Source organism: Rhodoferax fermentans (genome assembly GCF_002017865.1).
Classification (GTDB): Bacteria; Pseudomonadota; Gammaproteobacteria; order Burkholderiales; family Burkholderiaceae_C; genus Rhodoferax; species Rhodoferax fermentans.
Genome location: NZ_MTJN01000002.1, coordinates 3,829,646 through 3,851,062 on the forward strand (window position 1 = coordinate 3,829,646; position 21,417 = coordinate 3,851,062).

Sequence of the window (21,417 nt, forward strand, 5' to 3'; positions counted from 1 at the left end):
ATTGTAGGAAAGCAGCAAGGCGGTCAAGGTGAAGATTCTGGTGGTGGATGATCATGCGCTGGTGCGTGCGGGCCTGTGCCAGGTGCTGCAGGGTTTGTCACCTCAAGAGACCACCGAGGTGTTCGAAGCCGCCGACTGCACCCGTGCTTTTGTGCTCGCCGCCGCCCACCCCGACCTGGACCTGGTGCTGCTGGACTACCACCTGCCCGACATGAACGGCCTGGCCGCCCTGGCCATTTTTGGTGAGCGCCATCCGGAGCTGCCGGTCGTGATCCTGTCGGGCTCGGCCAACCCCAGCATCGCACAACGGGTCCTGGCCCAAGGTGCGGCCGGGTTCGTCACCAAGTCCGGTCTGAGTGATGAGTTGTTACATGCGCTGCGTCAGGTACTGCGTGGCGAGGTCTATTCACCGCTGGAATTCAGGTCGGCGCACCAAGCAGCCCCGGCCTGTGCCGAAATCAAGGCACCGGTCTTCACACCACGCCAGCAGGAAGTGCTGCAGTTGTTGCTGGGTGGCTGCAGCAACCGCGACATCAGCGAGCAGTTGTCGCTGTCAGATGAAACCGTCAAAAATCACGTCAGCAGCATCCTGCGGGGTTTTGGTGTCAAGACCCGTACCCAGGCGGCTTTGGAGGCCGGCCGTTGGGGTTACGACAAGTCGGCGCCTGTCACCTCCCGCTGATCCGCTTGCTCCATCAACAGGTGGCGCAGCAGGCTGCGTAACTTGGCCGGGCGCACGGGTTTGTGCAGCAGCGTCAGGCCCGCCGCCTGCGCCGCCTGAATCAGCCCGGGATCGGTGTCCCCACTCATCAGACAGGCCGGTGTGGCGGTACCAAGGCGCTGGCGCAAGCCTTGCACCAACTGCATGCCGTTGTGCCCCTCTTGCAAGCGGTAGTCACTCACAATCACATCGGGCACCAAACCCTGGGCCAGACACTCTATTGCGTCCGACGCACCACGTGCCTGCGCCACGCGCATGCCCCAACTGACCAGCAAACCCACCAGGGCGCTGCGGGCCAGGGCATCGTCCTCCACCACCAGCGCACAACGGTCACGCACATCATCAGGCACAACTTTGTCTTTGGTGACTTCTACCTCCAGGGCCTGCGGGCCAGCAGCAGACGGCAAATTCAGGGTAAACCGCGTGCCTCTGCCAGGCAGCGACCTCATGGTCAGAGGGTGATCCAGCAAATTGACCGTACGCTGGACAATGTTGAGCCCCAGACCCAAGCCCTTGGTGCGGTCCCGCGCAGCATTGCCCACTTGGTAGAACTCGGCAAACACCGCCTGTTGGTGTTCCGGCGCAATGCCAACGCCGCTGTCCCACACTTGCAGCTCAACCCGGCCCGAGGCCAGCTGGCGGGCGGCCACCAGCACACCACCACGCTCGGTGTAACGCAAGGCATTGCCTGTCAGATTGAGCAACACGCGGTAAATCAGGGTGGCATCACTCATCACCCACAACGGGGTGGGCCGGACCCGCAAGCGCAGACCTTTGTCGGCGGCCTCGGCACTCAATGCCTGCTGCAACTGGTCAAACAGGCCAGACAGGGCAAATGGTCGTCTGTCCACCTGTACCGCACCGGCCTCCAGACGGGAGATGTCCAACAAACCGTCCAGTAGGTTCTGCATCGCACGTACCGAAGCGTCCAGGTTGCCAATCAGCTCACCCGTTTGCCGGTCATGCGGCAACTGCGCCAGGCGTGACACAAACAAGCCCAGCGCATGGGTGGGCTGGCGCAGGTCATGACTGGCCGCAGCCAGAAACCGTGACTTGGCCACATTCGCCTGTTCCGCCTCCTCCTTTTTTTCGCGCAGGGCTTGGGTGGCCAGCTCGACCTGCTGCTCCAGCTCAAACCGAGCCTCTGACAGGCGTTTGGCCATCAGGTGGATATGACGCTGCAAGTCCTGCAACGGATCGCGTGCAAAAGCCGGGTCGCAGAGCTTGTCCACCGCCGCAAAATCACCCTGGCCAATACGCTCGACCAACTGGGTGATGCGGGTGATCGGGCGGATCACCCCCCGGCTCAAAAGCACCGCCAAAGCCATGCCAAACAACAAACTCAAGAGACCCACCACCCCGCCCGAGAGCAACAAATCGTGTTTGCGGGTGTCCACACTCTGGCGCGAAAACACCATCACCACCTGGCCGAGTTGCACCGGTGACGAAGACTTTTGCACCCCACTTTTTTCGAACAGATCGTCGATCGCCACGGTGCTTGGAAACACCGGCTGTGCCAGCCAATCCAGCCGCCTGTCCGGTGCAAACCCCTGCATTTCAAGCGCACTCATCGGTGAAGAAAAAGCCTGGTCGGCCTGGCCCGTGCTGGCCAGCAGCTGGCCCTTGGTGTTCAGAATGCCCACCCAGCGTACATCGGTCTCTTGCAAAGCGCCCACGGCCAACGCCTGCAATTGCGACACATTGCCCGAAAACAGGCCATATTCACTGGCTACAGCCGCCTGACGCACCACCGCACGGTTGCGCTGGTCATAGGCCGCTTGCATGTCACCAAAACGGGCCAGCAGGAACACCGTGGCCAACAAGATGCTGATCAGGGCCAACGGCAGCAGGGCCGCCAACAACATGCGACTGCGGATATCAAGTGTCTTCTTCATGGGAGTCGCTCCAGACGTCGCAAGGCCAAACGCAGTGCCTGTGCGTCAAGTGTCAGGTCCAACACATGTGCCACCTGGGCATTCACACCCACTTCAAAATCATTGGGCTCCAGCACATGGTCTGGCAGGGGCTTGCCACGCAACACCCCCAGCACCAGCTCGGCCGCTTGCTGGCCCGCCTGCAAGGGTGTGGTGTAGAGCGCCAATACCGCGCCTGCACGCACATAGGCCGGCGAAAAAGCGACAAGGGGAACACGTGCACGAAAACTCGACATCAGAATGTTTTGAAGGGTGTTGCTGTTGTAAATTGCCGGGTCTGCCAAAGCCAACAGCACATCACTGCCAGCCAACACCTGGGCCAGAGCCAAAGGCAAATCGTCGGGCTGGGTGACCATCGTCTCTTGCAGATCGAGGCCGTTAGCGGCCACCAGCGGTCTCAACCCTGTCGCCCGATCTGCTGACTCGCTACCCCACAGGACACCCAGGCGCCTGACTTGCGGCAAGGCCAACCGAACCAGTGCCAACTGGCGGGCCAGGGGCTGGTCCAGGTAAATCGCACTCAAGCGGGCAGAGACCGTCTTGCCCTGGCTGCGCACAATGCGCTCAAAACTGCTGCGCGGGATCAGGGCGCTCAAGACCGGCGTCTGGGTGCCCGCAGCCACCAGCAGTTGTGTGGCCTCGCTGCCCAGCGCCACATACACCGTGGGCCGGGGTGGCTGGCCCGACTTGAGTCGCACAGCCAGATCAGCGGCCAAGGACTGCGCTATATCGGTCCGGGCAATGCCTTGGCGAACCAGATGGTCAGTCAGCGCCTCGGCAGTTTGGGTGTAGGCCGGGGCACTGTCGCTGCTGACAATGACCACCCGCGACGGCTGGCTTGACGCTTGCGCCCACACCCCTGTCCCCAAGACGCCAAGCGTCAAGGTCACCAACAGCGAGCGCAGCGTTATAGACATCAGCGGGGCTCAGTCGTCCAGTCGCAAAGTCAGGTAGGCCTGTTTCTGGAACAAAAATTCTTTCTGGTAGTCCCGGTAGGCCGACCCCATGTTTTGCACTACCAGGGCTACCTCGCCACGGCGCGTGCCCCAGCGCAGGCCTTTGGCCAGGCGCAAGTCAGTGCGGCGAGTGGCCTGTGCATCATCTTCATTGCCGCCAAAAGACGCCCATCGGCTGCTGTCGGTGCGTGCCAGCGTCAATGTGACCTGGCCGGGCAAGCTGTGGACATAGCTGATGGTGCTGGCCAATTTCGGCGCAGCCAGTGCGTCACCGGGCTGGACGGTTGTGATGTTGGTACGGGTCTGGCTCAGCACGACCTGTGCACCTTGCCAAGGCTGCCATCTGAGCTGGTATTCGAAGCCCCGAATCGCAAAATCCTCATCATTGAGATAAGTCTTGGGCGCCTGGTTCGTGATGCGCATGAAATTGTCGATCTTTTCGTCAAACAGCCGAGCATCCAGCGCCATGCGCCAATCCGGAAACTCTCCCAAATACCCCAGCTCCTTGCTCACAAGCTCCTCGGCGCGCAGTTGGCTGCTGCCATGGGCGGTCTGGAGAAGCTGCAGGCCATGCCAGAAGTACCGAACATCTGCATAACTCTCGAAGTTGCTCGGCGGGCGGTAGGCTTTGGAGATGCCAGCCCGCAAGGTGTGCCCTGGGGTCAGGTGCCAGTTGAGCATCAGGCGGGGCGCCACAGTGTCACCGGTGTCACTGCTGTGCTCGGCCAGCGCACCGATGTTGAATAACCAGTTCTTGGCGACGCACCACTCGACATTACCAAACAGCCGGGTAAAGTCGTTCACAAACACACTTTGCGTGTTGTAGAGCGCCTGCGACTGAATTCGCTCACTGCGCAACTCACCACCCCACACCAAGCGCACGACATCACTGTTGCGCAGCGTGTGCTGCACGGTCACCACGTCACTGCTGGCCGTGCCATTGGCACTGACTGGTATAAAGTCATTGGCAGCAAAAACTGGTTTCCACTGTCGCAAATAGACGGGGAACACATCGGTGTAACGCTCCTGCGTGTGCGAGAGCTTGAGCGCCACATCTTCATTCGCATTCAGAATACGTTTGTAGTCGAGTTGGGCATAGGATGACTCAAAGGCAAACGGGCGCAAGGGGTCACCGATGTTGCCCGCCGTACCCCGGCCAGAATCAATCTTCAGGGCGCCCAAGCGGACTTGCACTTCATCGCTGCCATTGGCGCGGATGTCCGAGCGAAAGTTGATGCGCGAGACTCGGTTCTGGCCATTGGCACCAGCCAGGCCATCGTCCTCACGGGTGTCTGCCGTCAGGCGAAAAGTGCCACGCCAATCGCCCCAGCCAAGACGTGCCTGGGTGTCACGGATGCCGTTGTCACCCACGGTGATCGCGCCCTGCACGCCCAGCGTGTTGGCGGTATCGCGTGTCACGATGTTGATCACACCCAAAATCGCGCGTGCGCCATAAGACGCCGAGTTGGAACCGCGCAACACTTCGATGCGTTCGATGTCTTCGAGTGCCACCGACTGCAAACCCGGACCGATGCTGCCAATGAAATAAGGGGAATAGGCCGAACGCCCGTCAATTTGCAACTCCAATCGATTCGAGTAGTCGCCAAACGCGCCGTGGTAGCTGACCAACGGTGCCACACTCTCGAACGCGTTGCTGACCTGAAAACCCGGCACCAGACGCAGCAAATCGGCCACATCGCGCGCGCCAGAGTTGCGGATCATGTCGCGATCCAGAATCGTCACAGCGCCGGGTGTTTCGTCCAGCCGCTGCGGCAGGCGCGACACACTCAACACGATCGGCATGTCTGACAGAAAGTCTTTTTCAGACACCGAAGCGACCACCTGGGCCTGCGACAGGCTGCCCACGAGCAATCCGCCGGTCAACAGGGCAGCCGGAAACAAAAGTGAAGAGAGGGGGTGAAAAGCGGGGAAAGCAGGTCGCATGGCTGGCCAGTGGTACTGATTGTTTTGTACCGATTTTGCCCTGCCCCGCTCACCCCCCGCTGACACCTGTCTTCACCGGCCTCAGGACCGTGTCAAAGCCGAAAAATGCTACTCAGTCTGTAGCTATCAGCCCTTTACCCATAAGGGCCAAAGGCAAAAACGTCATACAAACCTCAAAAACCTGGCGCCCACACCTGACAAAAAGCCCGGCCACGCTGGGCCCGATCAACATCAGCTTTGATCAGGCGCTGAACTTGGCAGCAACAGCCGCCACACGCTGGCCAAACAGCCGCGCGGTTTCCAGATCACCAGGCAGCATCTCGGCGGGTGATGCGTCCGACGGTGACTGCGCCATGGCGCCACTGAACGAGCCGACATAGTTGAGGTCGTTGCGCTGCGCCGCCTTGCTGTTGCTGGGCATCATGCCGGTGCCCACCCAGATACCGCTGTGTTGCATGGCCAGGGTGAACAGATAGTGCAAGGTGGACAACTTGTCGCCGTTCATGGTGGCACTGTTGGTGAAACCGGCAAACACCTTGTCTTTCCAGGCCTGGCCAAACCAGGGCTTGCTGGTGGCATCGGCAAATTTCTTGAACTGCCAGCTCACCGAGCCCATGTAAGTGGGGCTGCCAAAGATGATGGCGTCGGCCGCGTTCAATGTGGCCCAGCCAGCTTCGGACACGTTGCCGTCAGCGTCAATCGCCACCAGCTCGGCGGCGGCGCCGTCAGCCACCGATTGCGCCATGCGCAGGGTGTGGCCGTAGCCGGAATGGAAAACAACTGCAACTTTGGCCATGAAAAACTCCTGATGAGGTTAAAAAGAAACAACTGACACTGTTCAAAACGACCCGGTGCACGGCTTCATCAGGCCGACAGATCAAACACCAGCACCTCGGCACCCACACCGCCCGACAGGGTGAGCTGCGGCTCCCCGTCCAGCAATGCGGCGTCGCCTGCCTGCAGCGCGAGGCCATTGACTTGCAGCTCGCCGCGCACCAGAAACACATAGGCCTTGCGTTGTATGTCCAAGGCCAGATCGGCAGTTTGCCCGGTTTCGAACAAACCTGCATACAGGCGTGCGTCAGCGTGCAGGCTGACAGAACCCTGGGCACCGTCCGGTGAGGCCACCAGGCACAGGCGGCCCTGCTTGCGCTCGGTCTCAAAGGTTTTTTGCTCGTAGCCCGGTTCGATGCCTTGCACATTGGGCAGGATCCAGATTTGCAGGAAATGGGTGGTCTCGTCCGCTGCGTGGTTGTACTCGCTGTGCTGCACACCGCTACCCGCACTCATGCGCTGCACCTCGCCGGGCCGGATGGTCTGCACATTGCCCATGCTGTCCTTGTGGGCCAAGGCCCCCGACATCACATACGACACGATCTCCATGTCGCGGTGGCCATGGGTGCCAAAGCCCTTGCCAGGTGCAACGCGGTCCTCGTTGATCACCCGCAAATTGCCCCAACCCATGTGTGCCGGGTCGAAGTAGCCAGCAAAGGAAAAACTGTGGAACGACTTGAGCCAGCCGTGGTCGGCAAAACCGCGTTCTTGCGAAGGTCTGAGTTGGATCAAGGTGACTCCTTGTGTGAATAGGACAATGGCCACTTTAGCCGGGCACACCTCTGCGATCTCCCTGAGGTTTTGATGGCATCATTCAAATGTTTCGAATAAAAGAATGTCGACCATGCAAACCGCACGCAAGGTATTGACCCCTGACGCGCTCGCCATGCTGCAAACCATTGCCGATACCGGCAGTTTTGCGGCCGCCGCGCGGGCCTTGGGCATGGTGCCCAGTGCCTTGACTTACCGGGTCCGCCAGATGGAAGACGCGCTGGATGTGCTGCTGTTTGACCGCAGCTCGCGCCAGGCGGTGGCCACCCAGGCCGGACTGGAACTGTTGCGCGAGGGTGAACGCCTGCTGCAGGAGATTGATGCGGTGGCCAACCGCGTCAAACGTGTGGCCACCGGCTGGGAGCCGCAGTTCACCATTGCGGTGGACGCCATCATCGCCAAGGCCACGGTGATGGAACTGTGTGAGCGCTTTCTGGAAGGCGCGCCACCTACCCGCATCCGCCTGCGCGACGAAACACTCTCGGGCACCCTGGAAGCACTGACCAGCGGCCAGGCCGACCTGGCTCTGGGTGTGGCCGACTTGACACAGAACGCCGCACTGCACAGCCATTTGCTCGGTGAGGTGCGTTTTGTGTTTGTGGTGGCACCACACCACCCGCTGGCCGACGCCACCGAACCGCTGTGTGATGAAGAGCTGCGCCAACACCGTGCCATTGCAGTGGCCGACACCATCAGCCGGGGTCGTGGCATGACGTTCGGACTGCTCGGTGGCCAGGACGTGCTGACCGTGGCCACCATGCAGGACAAACTCGACGCCCACATCCGCGGTCTGGGCTGCGGCTTTCTGCCCGAATCGATGGTGGTGGACCACCTCGCCACCGGGCGGCTGGTGACGCGCAGCACGGTGCGCGCCACCCGAGTCGTCAGCCTCAACTACGCCTGGCGCGCCAGCAGCAGCACGCCCGGGCGGGCGCTGCAGTGGTGGCTGGACGTGCTGGGCAGTGCCACCACCCGCGCGGCTTTGCTGCAGCGGCACCGGGGCGTGTAAAGTCGGTCACAGCGGCGGGAGACAACTTGCCCTTCACAACAACATCACCACGCCCACACTCTTTTACCTCTGGAGCAAACCACATGAACAAATCCCCTCGCATGCGCCAACACATCGCCATCATCGGCGCCGGTATGGCGGGCGTGACCTGCGCACGCACCTTGGTGCAAGCGGGCCACACCGTGACCTTGTTCGAAAAAAGCGGCGGCCTGGGTGGCCGCATGGCCACCCGAGACAGCGCATTTGGCTCGTTTGACCACGGCGCCCAGTACTTCACCGCGCGCGACCCGCGTTTTGTCATGGCGCTGGAAACCTCACCCCGGCTGGTCAAACGCTGGAGCGCCAACACGGTCCAGGTGATTGACGAAGCTGGCCAGATCAGCACCCCCAGCGCGCCGACCAGCGAGGCACATTGGGTGGGCGTGCCGGGCATGTCGTCCCTGGTAACGGGCTGGGCTGAGGACATCAAGGGGCCGAGCCAGATCGAGCTGCACACCCGCGTCACCCTGATCGAGCCCGATGCCCTCAAACCCGGGGCCTGGCAACTGCGTACCGAAGGTCCCGATGACGCGCGCCATGTGTACTCCGGATTTAACGCTGTTTTGTTGGCTATCCCCAGCCCCCAAGCGCAGAGTCTGCTACAAACTTCGAAGTTGGCCGAGTCCTGGCTGCCCTTGCTCGACGGGGTTGACATGGCACCCTGCTGGACGCTGATGCTGGCCTTCCCCCAGGCCATGCAACCCGATCTGTCGACACTGGGACCGCAGTGGAGCGCAGCGCGCAGCAAACACCACCGCATTGCCTGGCTGGCCCGTGAATCGAGCAAACCCGGACGCAGCCCGATTGAACGCTGGACGGTACAGGCCAGCGCCGACTGGTCACAGGAACATCTGCAGGATGACCCGGTGCGGGTGCAGGCCAAGCTGCTCAAGGCCTTTGGCGAAGTCACCGGCATCCACGCCGAACCCGCGCTGGTGGACAGCCAGCGCTGGCTGTACGCCAAAACCCGCCAGACCCTGGGCCAGAGCCACTTGTTCAATGCCGAACTGGGCTTGGGCCTGTGCGGCGACTGGTGCCAGGGTTACCGGGTGGAAAACGCCTTTGTCTCCGGGCTGGAACTGGCACTCGCCGTCGTCTAAGCAGCCAACAGAGCACATGGGCCAGGCCTCAGACGGGCTGGCCATCGCTGCTCTTGTGGCCCATAGCACCCGTTTGAGGGCTGCGCCCGCACTGCGGGTGTCGCCCCAAAGCCACTGCTCACCGTGCCAACCATGAGTCTCTACACCGGTCGCTTTGCCCCCTCACCCACCGGTCCCTTGCACGCTGGATCATTGGTGGCGGCCCTGGCCAGCTGGCTCGATGCACGCGCCCACGGCGGGCGCTGGCTGCTGCGTATCGAAGATGTGGACAGCAGCCGTTGCCTACCCGGTCTGGGCGAATTCATCTTGCAGCAGCTCAACCAGTGTGGGCTAGTTCCGGATCAGCCGCCCCAATACCAATCGCAGCGTAGCGGGCTCTACCAGCAGGCCTTGCAGGTCCTGGTGCAACGTGGTCTGGCCTACCGGTGCAGTTGCACCCGCAAACAGATTGAGGCGGTGCTGGCCCAACACGGCACAGGCAAAGCACGCCATGGTGAACTGGTCTACCCCGGCACCTGCCGCTCTGCGCCACGCAGCGCCACCACCGGGGCCTGGCGCCTGCGCACCGACATATATATAAAAAATGTGCCCCTAGCCCTTATTAAAAAAGGGGATGCAGCTACTGATTCAATAGTATCCCCACACCAACCCGACCTCTGCACCCAAGCCCTGCTGGGGCCCACCGAGTGGCTGGATCGCCGCCTGGGCCCACAGCAGCAGGACGTGGCCACGGTGGTGGGTGACTTTGTGCTGAAACGTGCTGACGGCTGTTTTGCCTACCAGCTCGCGGTTGTGGTGGACGATGCGGCACAAGGCATCACCGACGTGGTGCGGGGCGCGGATCTGGTTGACAACACCGCCCGGCAAATTTTGCTCCAGCACGCCCTGGGCCTGCCCACACCGCGCTACCTGCACACCCCGCTGGTGCTGGGCGCCAATGGCGAGAAACTCTCCAAACAAAACGGCGCCGCCGCGCTGGACCTGCAGCAACCTCTGGCCGCGCTCAACCAGGCAGCCCAGACGCTGGGTCTGCTGCCACAGACAGGCTCCCTGGCCGAGGCGCTGGCGGCCTGGGTGGCCCAGTGGCCCAGCGCGCCACCCCGCTAACAGACTTCTCAAAACCCGCTGGTGTGCCCATAATGAAGCGGGAGCACACACCAGCATGACACACCACCTGGAAGCCTCAATCGGGTTTGCTTGCGGGCCCACACCACAGCTTGTCACGGCCAGCGAGCCCATCCTGACGCTGCTGGGTGTGCCTGCGCGGGACTTCTTGGACGGTACCGTCAGCTGGACCGATCTGATCCACCCGGACGACCAGGATGTGGCCGAACAGCTGTTCACAGAGGCTGCTGGCCCACCCCATGGCAGCCTCAACATCCGCCTGCGCCATGCGGACGGCCGCATTCGCTGTTGCCGACTGCGCTACCGGCGCCAGCCGGAGCACATGCCGGTGGCGCTGCAGGTGCAGCTTGCCGATGCCCGCACGCTCTACCAGCACAACGCCCGGCGTTTGATGCCCAACTTTGTGGCCATGATGGAGAACACCGATGACTTCATCTACTTCAAAGACCGCAACCACGTCTTCACCGGTGCCAGCCAGACCTTGGTGGGCATCACCGACCCGTCCGAGCACTGGCGTGACCTGATCGGCAAAACCGATTACGACGTGTTCCCAGAGGCCTTTGCCGATGTCTATTACCGCCTGGAAAAGCAGGTGTTTGCCGGTTTGCCGGTTGCCCACGAGGTGCAGGCCATTCCCACCCGTGATGGCCGCACCGGCTGGGTGGATAACCGCAAGTACCCGATCACCAATGCCCAGGGCGAGATCATCGGCCTGTTTGGTGTGGCCCGAGACATCACCGAACTCAAACTGACCAAAGACGCGCTGTCCGAGAGTGAACACCGCTTCAGAACCATTTTTGAGGAACTGCCCTCGATCTCGGTACAAGGCTACAACCGGCAACGCCAGGTGATTTACTGGAACCGAGCCAGTGAGCAGCTGTATGGCTACACCCGCGAACAGGCGCTGGGCCGTCGGCTTGAAGACCTGATCATTCCCGAGCCCATGCGTGAGGCGGTGATTGGTTTTGTCGACGCCTGGACCCACGGCGGCCCGGCCATCGGCTCGGCCGAGCTGACACTCCAAGGCCGCGACAAGCAGCCGGTGGAGGTGTTCTCCAGCCATGTCATGCTGCACAGCGCGGCGGGTGAACCCGAGATGTACTGCATTGACATCGACATCTCCGAGCGCAACCGGGCCACACGCGAGCTGCGCGCCAGCGTGTCTTTTCTGCGCACCATCATCGATGAACTTCCTGATGCGCTGGTGCTCAAGGACCAGCGCGGCAACTTCCTGTTGTGCAACCAGGCTGTCGCCCGGCTCTACCACACCACGCCTGAGGCCATGGTGGGCAAACACGATGAGGATTTCGGCGTCAGCCCGGAGATGGCGGCTTTTTTCCGGGCCAGCACCCAGGCCATCATTGCCACCGGCACCACCCAGGTGGTGATGGAAGACAGCCGCGACGCCCTCACCGGCGAGGTGCGTCACCTGCGCACCATCAAGAAGCCACTCAAAGATGTCGATGGCCACGACCAAGTGCTGGTGCTGGGCCAGGACATCACCGACCTGGTGCGCGCCCAACGCCAGGTGGCCGAGAGTGAACAGCGTCTGCAACATGTGATGGAAACCACACGCGAGGGCATCTGGGACTGGCATCTGCCCAGCAACCACGTCGTCCACAACCGCCAGTGGTATGCCACCCTGCTCTACGCCGAACACGAGATCCCCCCCACCTCGGAAGCGTTTGTCACACTGATCCACCCTGAGGACCTGGAAGCGGTCAAGAAGCGCATCAACGAGCTGGTCAACGGCAGCAGCAACGACTACCACTCCGAGCACCGCCTGGTCCGCAAGGACGGCAAAGTCATCTGGGTGCAAGACCGCGGGCGGGTGGTGACGCGTGATGCCCAAGGCCGGGCAGTGCGTATCGTGGGCAGCTACACCGACATCAGTTTCCAGAAGGAGCACCAGCAGTATCTGGAGCGCATCGCCCACTACGATCCGCTCACCAGCCTGCCCAACCGGGTGCTGCTGGCGGACCGCATGCAACAGGCCATGGCCCAGGGCAAACGCCGCGGTCGGCAGGTGGCTGTCGCCTACCTGGACCTGGACGGCTTCAAAACCATCAACGACCAGCATGGCCACACCATGGGTGATCTGTTGCTCACCAGCATTGCCAGCCAATTCAAGGCCATGATGCGAGAGGGCGACACCATCGCCCGGCTCGGGGGTGACGAGTTTGTTGCGGTGTTTGTCGACCTGGTCGACGTGCAGGACAGCGTGGCATTGATCCAGCGCTTGCTGGAAGTGGCCTCGCGCCCGACCGAAGTGGACGGCCTGATGCTCAAGGTCTCCGCCAGCATCGGTGTGAGCTTTTACCCGCAGGCCGAGGATACCAACGCCGACCAGTTGTTGCGCCAGGCTGACCAGGCCATGTACAACGCCAAACTGGCAGGCAAAAACCGCTACCACCTGTTTGATGCCGAACACGACCGCCATTTGCGCGCCCGCAACGACACGCTGGATCGCCTGCAGCAGGCCTTGGACCAGCAGGAATTTGTGCTGCATTACCAGCCCAAAGTCAACCTGCGCAGCGGCAAGGTGGTCGGTCTTGAAGCCCTGATCCGCTGGCAACACCCTGAGCGTGGGCTGCTGGCACCGGGCGTCTTTTTGCCCGACATCGAAGGTCATGCGCTCAGTGTGGCGCTCGGAGAGTGGGTGCTGACAACAGCGCTGGCCCAGGCCCAGGCCTGGGCTACGCTCGGGCTGAGCCTGGCGGTCAGTGTGAACATTTCGGCCCAGCACTTGCAGCAGCCCGATTTTGTCGACCGGCTCAAGCAGTGTTTGGCCGAGCACCCCGAGATGCCCCACGGCACGCTAGAGCTGGAAGTGCTGGAGACCACCGCGCTGGACGAAATCGATGCGGTGGCCGCTGTCATCCGCGAATGTGCGGCGATGGGAGTCCGTTTTGCGCTCGATGATTTTGGCACCGGTTACTCCAGCCTGACCTACCTGAAACGCCTGCCTGCCCAGGTGTTAAAAATCGACCAGAGTTTTGTGCGCGACATGCTCGATGACCCGGAAGACCGCGCCATCGTGGAAGGGGTGCTGGGCCTGGCCCGTGCCTTTGGCCGCGAGGCCGTGGCCGAAGGCGCAGAAACCGCCGCCCACTGCCGCCTGCTGCTGCGGGTGGGTTGTGATCTGGCCCAAGGTTATGGCATCGCCCGCCCGATGCCTGCCGACGCGGTGCTGAACTGGGTCGAGGGCTGGCACCCCGACCTGGGTTGGTTAGGCTAAACGGCTCACGACACAGGCTGCTGGGCCTGGACAAACGCCTCAAAAGCCGCCACTGGCAAAGGCTTGCTGAAGTAATACCCCTGCGCCTCATCACAGCCCTGCAGGCGCAAAAAGGCCAGCTGACTGGCAGACTCAACCCCTTCGGCAATGGTCTTGAGGTTAAGGCTGGCGGCCAGGTTGATGATGGCGGTGACGATCGCCTTGTCATCCTGGCCGTCGCTGATGTCACGCACAAAACTCTGGTCGATCTTGAGTTTGGACACATTGAACTTCTTCAGGTAACTCAAAGACGAGTAACCGGTGCCAAAGTCGTCAATCGCCATGCGGATGCCGCGCTCGTGCAACTGGTTCATCAGCGCGATGGCTGCCATTGGGTTGTCCATGGCCATGGCCTCGGTCAGCTCCAGTTCCAGGTACTGGGGTGGCAAACCGACCTCGTCCAGAATCTGCGTCACCATCGTCAGTAAATTGGGGTGGCGAAATTGCACCGCCGACAGGTTCACCGCCACCACCATCGGCGCCATGCCGCCATCAATCCAATGCTTAAGCTGCGTTACTGCGGTACGCAGCACCCATTCACCAATGGCCAGAATCTGGCCGTTGTCCTCGGCAATCGGGATGAATTCTGCGGGCGACAAACTGCCCATCTCCGGGTGCTGCCAGCGCAGCAAGGCCTCGGCGCCCACGATGTGGCCGTCCTGCAGCGAAAACTGCGGCTGGTAATGCAGAGACAATTCGCCACGCGCCAGGGCGAAATGCATGGCGTTGTTGAGCTGCAGGTGGCGTGCCGAGTGGGTCTGCATCTCCTGGGTGAAAAAAGCAAAGTTGTTGTGACTGGCCTGCTTGACGCGGTACATCGCGGTGTCGGCGTTTTTGGACAAGGTCTCGAAGTCCAGCCCGTCATACGGGTACAGGGCGATACCAATCGACAGGGTGCTGACCAGTTCGTAGGTGTCCATCTTGAACGGCTCGTGCATCACAGCCAGCAGCTTCATCGCAATCTGGCTGGCATCTTCCTCGTTGACCGCAGGCAACAACAGGATGAACTCATCTCCGCCCATGCGCGACAAGGTGTCCCCGGCACGCAGTGCGCTGCTCAGGCGCTGGGCCACCTGCACCAGCAGGCGGTCGCCCATGCTGTGACCCAGGGTGTCGTTGACATTTTTGAAGTGGTCCAGGTCCAGAAACATCAGCGCCAGGCCCTCACCACTGCGCTGCGCCAACTGGTGGGCAAAGTCGAATCGTGCCTGCAGCTGGCTGCGGTTGGGCAAGCCGGTGAGCTGGTCAAAATGCGCCAGTTGGGTGATGCGTTCGTCCGCACGTTTTTTGTCGGTGATGTCGCGGGTGATCGACAGCACACAGTCAACATCGTCCAAACGCACCAGGGTGGCCGACATCAGCCCCGTCAACACGGTGCCGTCCTTGCGACAGAAGTCGGCTTCGAGGTTGTGACATTGGCCGTCGCGGTGCAGCGCATCCACCATACGTTGGCGGTCTTCGGCATAACGCCAGATGTTGAGTTCCAGCGAGGTTTTGCCCGCCACATCAGCAGCCGTCCAGCCCGTGGTGCGCTCAAAACCCTGGTTGACATCAATGTACAACCCATCTGAGCGGCGCGTGATGTTGACCGCATCGGGACTGGTGTGAAACGCCTTGCGATAACGCTCCTCACTCTCCCTCAGGCTGGCTTGTGCGCGCAAGCGATCCGCCTCATCGGCAAAACGGTCCAGCGCAAAGCTGATGTCCATCGCCATTTCCAGCAACAGCGAGCGGGCCGCCTCATCAAACGCGTTGACCTCACCGGCATACACCGTCAGCAGGCCCGCCAACTGGCCACGACGATGCAGCGGCAAGGACGCGGCAGCGCCCCAACCATAAGTTCTGGCCCGGTTGTGACAGACCTGGGCGGTCGGGTCATTGGCAAAATCCTGAAACCAGTAGGGTTCACCAGCACGCAAGGCCCGGTCAGAGGGCCCCAGACCCTGGCTGGCGTCGGTGCTGGTGTCAATGACCAAGCCACTCAGGGAGTCGGATCCTTCACCCACCCAGGTCACCGGCTTGATCACCCCGGTGGCGGCGTCCAGCACACCGATCCAGGCCAGCTTCATGCCACCAAACTTCACCGCATCGGCGCAGATGACCGGGAACAGCTCGGCCTCACTTTTGCATCGCACAATGGCCTGGTTGCACTGGCTCAAGGCGGCGTAGAGCTGGGTCAGCCGCTGCAACTTGCGTTCTGCCAGAACATGCTGGGTGACGTCACGCGACAGCACGATAAAGCTCTCGGCCTGTCCCGGCCCATTGTCTTTGCGCGCAATCGAGAGTTCAAACCAAGCCAAGCCGCTGGGCAATTGCAACTCAATCCGGCAACCCTGCGAGAAACCCTTGGTATTGGCCTCCTGCAGCGCGGCCAGGCAGTGGTCAGCGGTGGCATGGGGCATGAGTTCATGCAGCGTCTTGCCAATAAAAACATCTGCCGGCACGGCCAGCAAGTCGGTGCGCGGCGAGTGGTAGTCCAGATACCGCCCCGCCAGATCCACCTCAAACAACAAGTCGGGCAAGGCGTCCAGAATCGCCCGCAGACGACGCTCAGCACCCGCCTCGGGCATCGAGGCATGGGCAGAAAGCGCAGGGTTGTCTGACATAGGTGGGGGTCCGATGAGAGGTGTCTTGGCGAGCGGGGCCATTTTGATCGCATTTTCACGACAAATCTACAATCCGCCGAACTTTGAGCACCCACACCATGACCCAAGACACCCCATCAGTCCCGGCCAGCCCTGAGCGGCGCGCCATCCGCAGTTTTGTCAAACGCACCGGGCGCACCACCGCAGGTCAGACCAAAGCCTTGGACGAATTGGGGCCCCGCTTCTTGCTGCCGTACCAGCCAGATACTCTTGATTTTGCAGCAGCATTCCCTGATACAACAAGGGCTACAGGCCAAAATGGCATCAAACCGGCACCTCTCGTGCTGGAGATTGGTTTTGGCATGGGAGAGGCCACCGCCCACATCGCCGCGCTGCTGCCCGACACCCACTTCCTGTGCTGCGAGGTGCACGACCCCGGCGTGGGTGCGCTGCTCAAACGCATTGGTGAACAAGACCTGCGCAACATCCGCATCTGCGCCCACGACGCGGTGGAGGTGATTGACCACATGCTGCCCGAACAGTGCCTGGACGGGGTGCACATCTTTTTCCCCGACCCCTGGCACAAGGCGCGCCATAACAAACGCCGCCTGATCCAGGGCCCGCTGGTGGCCAAGCTGGCAGCACGCCTCAAGGTCGGTGGCTACATCCACTGCGCCACCGACTGGCAGGAATATGCTGAGCAGATGCTGGAGGTGCTGGGTGCTGAGCCACTGCTCAAAAACACCGCGTCACAGGCCCACCCCGAATTACAAGGCTACGCGCCCAAACCCCACTACCGGCCACTGACCAAGTTCGAAAACCGCGGCCTCAAACTGGGCCATGGTGTCTGGGATCTGGTGTTTGAGCGGGTTTAAGCCACCAACAAGTAACGGCGTGGGCCCCAGCTGTGTCGGCCTGCCAGCGGGTCCCTGGCCAAGCCTGATCGACTTTCTGGTCGAGCGTTTTCCCAATGTGGCGCGCCACACCTGGCTGGCGCGCCTGGCGCGGGGTGATGTGATCAACGAGCACGGCAGCACGATCACCCCGGAGCAGGCCTGCCAACCACCCTACCCGGCCCACACCCGGCTCTATTACTACCGCGAAGTGCCCAACGAATCCCCCATCCCGTTTGAGGAGGTGGTGCTGTACCAGGACGACCATCTGCTGGTGGTGGACAAACCCCATTTTTTGCCGGTGGTGCCCTCTGGCGGCTACCTGAGCGAGACGGTGCTGGTGCGGCTCAAGAACAAGCTCGGGCTGAACGACCTGGTGCCGATCCACCGCATTGACCGCGACACCGCCGGGCTGGTGTTGTTCTCCAAACAGCCCAGCAGCCGCGCCGCCTACAGCGCCCTGTTCAGCCAACACCAGGTGCACAAAACCTACCACGCGATTGCCCCCTGGCGAGCAGATGTGCCCATGCCACAAACACGCCACAGTCGCATCAAAGAGGCGGGGCACTTCATGCTGCAGCACGAGGTACCCGGTGTACCCAATGCGCTGACCCATATCGAGGTGCTGCAGGTGCAAGGGGATCTGGCACGGTATGCCTTGCGCCCCGTCACCGGCCAGCGCCACCAGCTGCGCGTCCACATGCTGGCGCTCGGCCTGCCCATCCTCCACGATGGTCTGTACCCCGAACTGACCCCCGAAGGCCAGGTCGACCACAAGCACCCGCTGCAACTGCTGGCCAAAGAACTGGTGTTCACCGACCCGATCAGCCAGACCCGGCACCACTTGGTGAGCCAGCGCCAGCTGATGTTCTGAACCCCTGGACCGCGTCAAAACTGCTGCAGTCCCACTGTGGCGCCGCCACCGCACACCTCAGCAAACGTCTTGGCCCATCACGCTGGACACTGGTAGCATGCCATTCGGCGCAGCACACTTTGACAGGAACACAGCATGAATATCAAGCAACTACTTCCCGCCGGGGCGCTGATACTCGGTCTGGCCACAACAGCCGCCTGGGCCGATGAGGTCGTCATCGGTTACATCAAAACGGTGCAGGGGCAGGCCACGGTGGTAGCAAACGGCCAAAGTACCCCAGCCGCGCCCGGCACAGCGGTGAGGGCGTCGGATACCTTGAAAACCGGCCCGGCCTCCAGCCTGGGCCTCACACTGAGTGACAACACCTTGTTGTCGATGGGTCCGGACACCGAGTTGGTGGTGGACGAGTACCTGTTCAACCCGGCGCAAGACCAGTTGAAACTCGGCGCCAGCCTGGGCAAGGGCTCACTCAACTATGTCTCGGGTGTGATTGCCAAACTCAAACCCTCGGCCGTGTCGGTACGCACCCCTACCGGCACGATTGGTGTGCGCGGTACCCATTTTGTAGCGCTGGTGGTGCCGGAGTAAGCCATGTCAAACCAATACACATCCCCAAGCCGCACCCTCTTGTCCTGGTTGTTGGCAAGTGCCTTGCTGCTGGGCCTGACGGCCTGTAGCAAAAACTATGTGGTCTTGCTGCCCGATGACGATGGCACACTCGGCAAGGTCACGGTCACCAGCCCGCAGGAAAATGCGCTGCTCGACCAAAAAAACCAGGGTGCGTTTATTGGTGGTATCCGGCGCGACACCTTCACCTTGAGTGACGAGCAGCTGCAGGCACAGTTTGGTGCAGCGCTGGCCGCCAGCCCGAAGAAGCCGGCCCGTTATCTGCTTTACTTTGAAACCGGCCAGACCCAGTTGACCGAGGCCTCCCAAGCCGAGATGCCCAGGATCAAGGAGGACATCAGTCAACGCCCGGGCGTGGATGTGGCCGTGATTGGCCATACCGACACCCAGGGTGAGGCACAGGCCAACTATGCGCTGGGGCTGACACGCGCCCAGCTGGTCTCCCAACTGATTGGTGAAGCGGGTATCAGCGCAGACCATGTGTCCATTGCATCCCACGGTGAGAAAAACCTGCTGGTAGCCACCCCGGACGACACCAACGAACCCCGCAACCGGCGTGTGGAAGTGATCGTGCGCTGAGGCTACTTGCTGCTCAGCACCAGCAGATCACCCACTTGCCCGGCGCGCAACCGGCCCAGATGTAAAGCCACCAGCGGGTCGGTCGGACGACGGGTGGCCAGTTCAGAAAAAACCTGCAGCGCCTGCGGTGATTGCTGGCGCATCAACTCAAACGCCTGCGCATAAGCGACATCACCCGCTTGCTCGGGGGCCAGCGGCTCAAACACCTCAATCGGCTGGGTTTTGCCCTGTAACAGCACCTGGCCAATGGGCCGCGCTGGCCACTCCGGGCAACAGCGCAGAATGGCTTTGGAGACACACACCAGGGTGCCAAACTGTTTGTTGGCACTCTCCAGCCGCGCCGCAGTATTGATCGGGTCACCCAGCGCGCGGTAGTCAAACAGGGTTTTGCCACCCACATTGCCCACAATCACCTCACCACTGTGCACCCCGATGCGGGTCAACCCAAAAGGCACATTCTGGGCCGCCAGACGCGCCACATAGGCAGTCGAAAAGCGGTGCATCTCCCAGGCACAGTTCAAGGCCCGACGCGGGTGGTCGGTCTGCAGCACCGGCGCAGAAAACATCAGCACCAGGGCGTCGCCCACAATCCGGTCCAAGGTGGCTTCGTGTTGGAAGGCAATGGCGATCATGCCGTCCAGGTAGTCGTTGAGCAGGCGCACCGCCTGTTGTGGGTCCATCTGCTCAAGCCAACTGGTGAAACCGGTCAGGTCGGTGAAAACAAAACTGCAGTCCTGGCGCCGCCCCCCCAGTTCCAGCGCACCGGGCTGCTTGATCAGGTAAGTCACCAAATTGGGCGAGACATAACGCGAGAAGGCCTGGCGTATCCAGCGCTGGCGCTGCTCACTTTGCACATGGTGCACAACGCTAGAAAAAACATAGCTAAAGACGACCGTCATACCTGGGGCTACAGCATCTATAAGCACACCCTGGTGGCTGAAGGCATAAGCCACAAGCGCCCCCAACGCCAGCAGCAGCGTCGCCAGCGCAGTCAGCGACAAAGCCGCGCCGTAACTCAGTGCGATGAAACCCACCAGCAGCCCACCCAGCAGCCCACCCAGCAGCGCCAGCAGCAGCGCCAGCGTTTGGGCCCAGGCAGGGTAGACCAGGCCGCCCCCGGTGAGTAATTGCTCCAACGCCTGCGCATGCACCTCAACCCCAGGCACCACCACCCCCAGCGGGCTGAAACGCAAATCCAGCAAACCCTGGGCCGAACTGCCGACCAGCAGGATATGGCCTGCCAGCTCTGAAGCACTGACCTCACCGGCCCACACCCGCCAGGCCGGGATGCTGCGCTGCGCCACGGGTTCTGAATAGTGCACCCAGACCTCGCCCTGCGGCGTGGTCGGCACCGTCTGGCGGCCAATACGCAGCTCGGCCAAGCCCACACCAGCCTGCGCCACGGTTTGGGTGCTGAAGTTTTTGGCACCCTGCGCCACCCGCAAGGCTTCAGCGGTCAGGGACGGTACCAGGGTGTCACCCACCCGCAGCAACAAGGGCACCCGGCGCACCACACCGTCAGCGTCCGGCAAAAAAGCAATCGCCCCCAGGCCACTGGCCGCAGCCGCCAGCTCGGGCAGCGGATTGATGGCACCAGAGAAAGCGGGCACATAAGGCTGGGCCGGTTCTCCGGTGGCCACGTAACGGGCCTTGAGCCCAGGCAAAACACCAGGCTGCTCACGCCGCTCCACCGCAAAACCCAGCACCACCGGGCCTGACGCCACCGCACGGGCAAACACCGCATCGTGGTCCGGCAAAGCCTGCAGCTGCTGGCGCAGCGCCGGTGTGGCTGGCCAGAGCTTGAGCATGGCTTTGGGGGAGGTGCGATCCGGCTCGGCAAACAACACATCAAACACGATGGACGCCGGTTGCGCTGCCTGCAAACGGGTGGTGAGTTCAGCGATGCGGGTGCGTGGCCAGGGCCATTGGCCCAGACGCTTGAGGCTCTCGTCGTCGATGTCGATGATGCGCACCGGCGCCGGGCTATAGGGGCGCGGCTGCCAGCGCTGGAGCTGGTCAAACAGGCCGTTGCGCGCCATCTGCAGCGGCAGCGGGTCCAGCAGCATGACCAACACCCACACCGCCACCACACCCACTGGCACCAGCCAGCGCATAGACCAGCGGTGGGTGTGGGTCCAGCCAGACATGG

Annotated in this window: 16 protein-coding genes; 9 read left to right on the forward strand and 7 right to left on the reverse strand. The window is 61.9% G+C overall.

The window, feature by feature from the left end; all coding sequences use genetic code 11:
• Positions 1–28: 28 nt before the first annotated feature.
• Entirely contained in the window at positions 29–682 is a 654-nt protein-coding gene (locus tag RF819_RS17825; protein WP_244899930.1) for a response regulator transcription factor, read from the forward strand.
• On the opposite strand, the gene RF819_RS17830 is transcribed toward RF819_RS17825, so the two are convergent.
• The 5 genes from RF819_RS17830 to RF819_RS17850 all read right to left on the reverse strand — a co-directional run bounded on the left by RF819_RS17830 (position 649) and on the right by RF819_RS17850 (position 7,121).
• Positions 649–2,616 (reverse strand): hybrid sensor histidine kinase/response regulator, encoded by a 1,968-nt coding sequence (locus tag RF819_RS17830; protein ID WP_078366213.1) that lies wholly within the window; start codon positions 2,614–2,616, stop codon positions 649–651. The two genes, RF819_RS17825 and RF819_RS17830, sit on opposite strands and share 34 nt — an antisense overlap.
• The gene (locus tag RF819_RS17835; RefSeq protein WP_078366214.1) at positions 2,613–3,572 is read right to left on the reverse strand and encodes an ABC transporter substrate-binding protein; all 960 of its coding nucleotides are present in this window, start codon (positions 3,570–3,572) and stop codon (positions 2,613–2,615) included. The genes RF819_RS17830 and RF819_RS17835 overlap by 4 nt, the downstream gene beginning before the upstream one ends.
• A 9-nt stretch (positions 3,573–3,581) precedes the next feature.
• Positions 3,582–5,555, reverse strand: a complete 1,974-nt coding sequence (locus tag RF819_RS17840) for a TonB-dependent receptor plug domain-containing protein (RefSeq protein ID WP_078366215.1) — start codon at positions 5,553–5,555, stop codon at positions 3,582–3,584.
• A gap of 241 nt (positions 5,556–5,796) precedes the next feature.
• On the reverse strand, positions 5,797–6,351 hold the full coding sequence (locus tag RF819_RS17845) for a flavodoxin family protein (protein WP_078366216.1): 555 nt from the start codon (positions 6,349–6,351) through the stop codon (positions 5,797–5,799).
• A gap of 68 nt (positions 6,352–6,419) precedes the next feature.
• Positions 6,420–7,121: a pirin family protein gene (locus RF819_RS17850; protein WP_078366217.1), complete on the reverse strand. Its 702-nt coding sequence runs from the start codon at positions 7,119–7,121 to the stop codon at positions 6,420–6,422.
• A 112-nt stretch (positions 7,122–7,233) separates the two neighbouring features.
• Here RF819_RS17850 and RF819_RS17855 point away from each other — a divergent pair, with 112 nt between their 5' ends.
• From RF819_RS17855 to RF819_RS21550, 4 genes are all read left to right on the forward strand, one after another.
• A complete protein-coding gene (locus tag RF819_RS17855) occupies positions 7,234–8,169 on the forward strand; it encodes a LysR family transcriptional regulator (RefSeq protein WP_078367037.1) in 936 nt (311 codons plus the stop codon).
• Positions 8,170–8,252: 83 nt separating this feature from the next.
• A complete protein-coding gene (locus RF819_RS17860) occupies positions 8,253–9,308 on the forward strand; it encodes an NAD(P)/FAD-dependent oxidoreductase (protein ID WP_143541754.1) in 1,056 nt (351 codons plus the stop codon).
• Between the two features lie 132 nt (positions 9,309–9,440).
• Positions 9,441–10,415 carry a tRNA glutamyl-Q(34) synthetase GluQRS gene (gene gluQRS / locus RF819_RS17865; protein WP_078366218.1) on the forward strand — a complete coding sequence of 325 codons (975 nt, stop codon included), beginning with the start codon at positions 9,441–9,443 and terminating at the stop codon, positions 10,413–10,415.
• Positions 10,416–10,470: 55 nt separating this feature from the next.
• A complete protein-coding gene (locus tag RF819_RS21550) occupies positions 10,471–13,671 on the forward strand; it encodes an EAL domain-containing protein (RefSeq protein ID WP_078366219.1) in 3,201 nt (1,066 codons plus the stop codon).
• Between the two features lie 5 nt (positions 13,672–13,676).
• Here RF819_RS21550 and RF819_RS17875 read toward each other — a convergent pair whose 3' ends face one another.
• A complete protein-coding gene (locus RF819_RS17875; RefSeq protein ID WP_242473327.1) occupies positions 13,677–16,316 on the reverse strand; it encodes a sensor domain-containing protein in 2,640 nt (879 codons plus the stop codon).
• Positions 16,317–16,414: 98 nt separating this feature from the next.
• Between RF819_RS17875 and trmB the strand changes: the two genes are divergently transcribed.
• The 4 genes from trmB to RF819_RS17895 all read left to right on the forward strand — a co-directional run bounded on the left by trmB (position 16,415) and on the right by RF819_RS17895 (position 19,268).
• Positions 16,415–17,170, forward strand: coding sequence for a tRNA (guanosine(46)-N7)-methyltransferase TrmB (trmB, locus tag RF819_RS17880; RefSeq protein ID WP_078367039.1), 756 nt, complete (start codon positions 16,415–16,417; stop codon positions 17,168–17,170).
• A gap of 19 nt (positions 17,171–17,189) precedes the next feature.
• Positions 17,190–18,062, forward strand: coding sequence for a pseudouridine synthase (locus RF819_RS17885; RefSeq protein ID WP_244899931.1), 873 nt, complete (start codon positions 17,190–17,192; stop codon positions 18,060–18,062).
• A 135-nt stretch (positions 18,063–18,197) separates the two neighbouring features.
• A complete protein-coding gene (locus RF819_RS17890) occupies positions 18,198–18,650 on the forward strand; it encodes a FecR family protein (protein ID WP_078366222.1) in 453 nt (150 codons plus the stop codon).
• 3 nt (positions 18,651–18,653) lie between these two features.
• Positions 18,654–19,268, forward strand: coding sequence for an OmpA family protein (locus tag RF819_RS17895; protein WP_078366223.1), 615 nt, complete (start codon positions 18,654–18,656; stop codon positions 19,266–19,268).
• Positions 19,269–19,270: 2 nt separating this feature from the next.
• Here the strand turns inward: RF819_RS17895 and RF819_RS17900 are convergent, their stop codons facing one another.
• Positions 19,271–21,415 (reverse strand): CHASE2 domain-containing protein, encoded by a 2,145-nt coding sequence (locus RF819_RS17900; protein ID WP_078366224.1) that lies wholly within the window; start codon positions 21,413–21,415, stop codon positions 19,271–19,273.
• Positions 21,416–21,417: the final 2 nt, after the last annotated feature.

What these genes read in the sequence shown, in the direction of transcription:
- RF819_RS17830 (WP_078366213.1), bottom strand. Translation starts at nt 2,616, where the DNA reads ATGAAGAAGACACTTGATATCCGCAGTCGCATGTTGTTGGCGGCCCTG.
- RF819_RS17835 (WP_078366214.1), bottom strand. Translation starts at nt 3,572, where the DNA reads ATGTCTATAACGCTGCGCTCGCTGTTGGTGACCTTGACGCTTGGCGTC.
- RF819_RS17840 (WP_078366215.1), bottom strand. Translation starts at nt 5,555, where the DNA reads ATGCGACCTGCTTTCCCCGCTTTTCACCCCCTCTCTTCACTTTTGTTT.
- RF819_RS17845 (WP_078366216.1), bottom strand. Translation starts at nt 6,351, where the DNA reads ATGGCCAAAGTTGCAGTTGTTTTCCATTCCGGCTACGGCCACACCCTG.
- RF819_RS17855 (WP_078367037.1), top strand. Translation starts at nt 7,234, where the DNA reads ATGCAAACCGCACGCAAGGTATTGACCCCTGACGCGCTCGCCATGCTG.
- RF819_RS17860 (WP_143541754.1), top strand. Translation starts at nt 8,253, where the DNA reads ATGAACAAATCCCCTCGCATGCGCCAACACATCGCCATCATCGGCGCC.
- gluQRS (WP_078366218.1), top strand. Translation starts at nt 9,441, where the DNA reads ATGAGTCTCTACACCGGTCGCTTTGCCCCCTCACCCACCGGTCCCTTG.
- RF819_RS21550 (WP_078366219.1), top strand. Translation starts at nt 10,471, where the DNA reads ATGACACACCACCTGGAAGCCTCAATCGGGTTTGCTTGCGGGCCCACA.
- RF819_RS17875 (WP_242473327.1), bottom strand. Translation starts at nt 16,316, where the DNA reads ATGTCAGACAACCCTGCGCTTTCTGCCCATGCCTCGATGCCCGAGGCG.
- trmB (WP_078367039.1), top strand. Translation starts at nt 16,415, where the DNA reads ATGACCCAAGACACCCCATCAGTCCCGGCCAGCCCTGAGCGGCGCGCC.
- RF819_RS17890 (WP_078366222.1), top strand. Translation starts at nt 18,198, where the DNA reads ATGAATATCAAGCAACTACTTCCCGCCGGGGCGCTGATACTCGGTCTG.
- RF819_RS17895 (WP_078366223.1), top strand. Translation starts at nt 18,654, where the DNA reads ATGTCAAACCAATACACATCCCCAAGCCGCACCCTCTTGTCCTGGTTG.
- RF819_RS17900 (WP_078366224.1), bottom strand. Translation starts at nt 21,415, where the DNA reads ATGTCTGGCTGGACCCACACCCACCGCTGGTCTATGCGCTGGCTGGTG.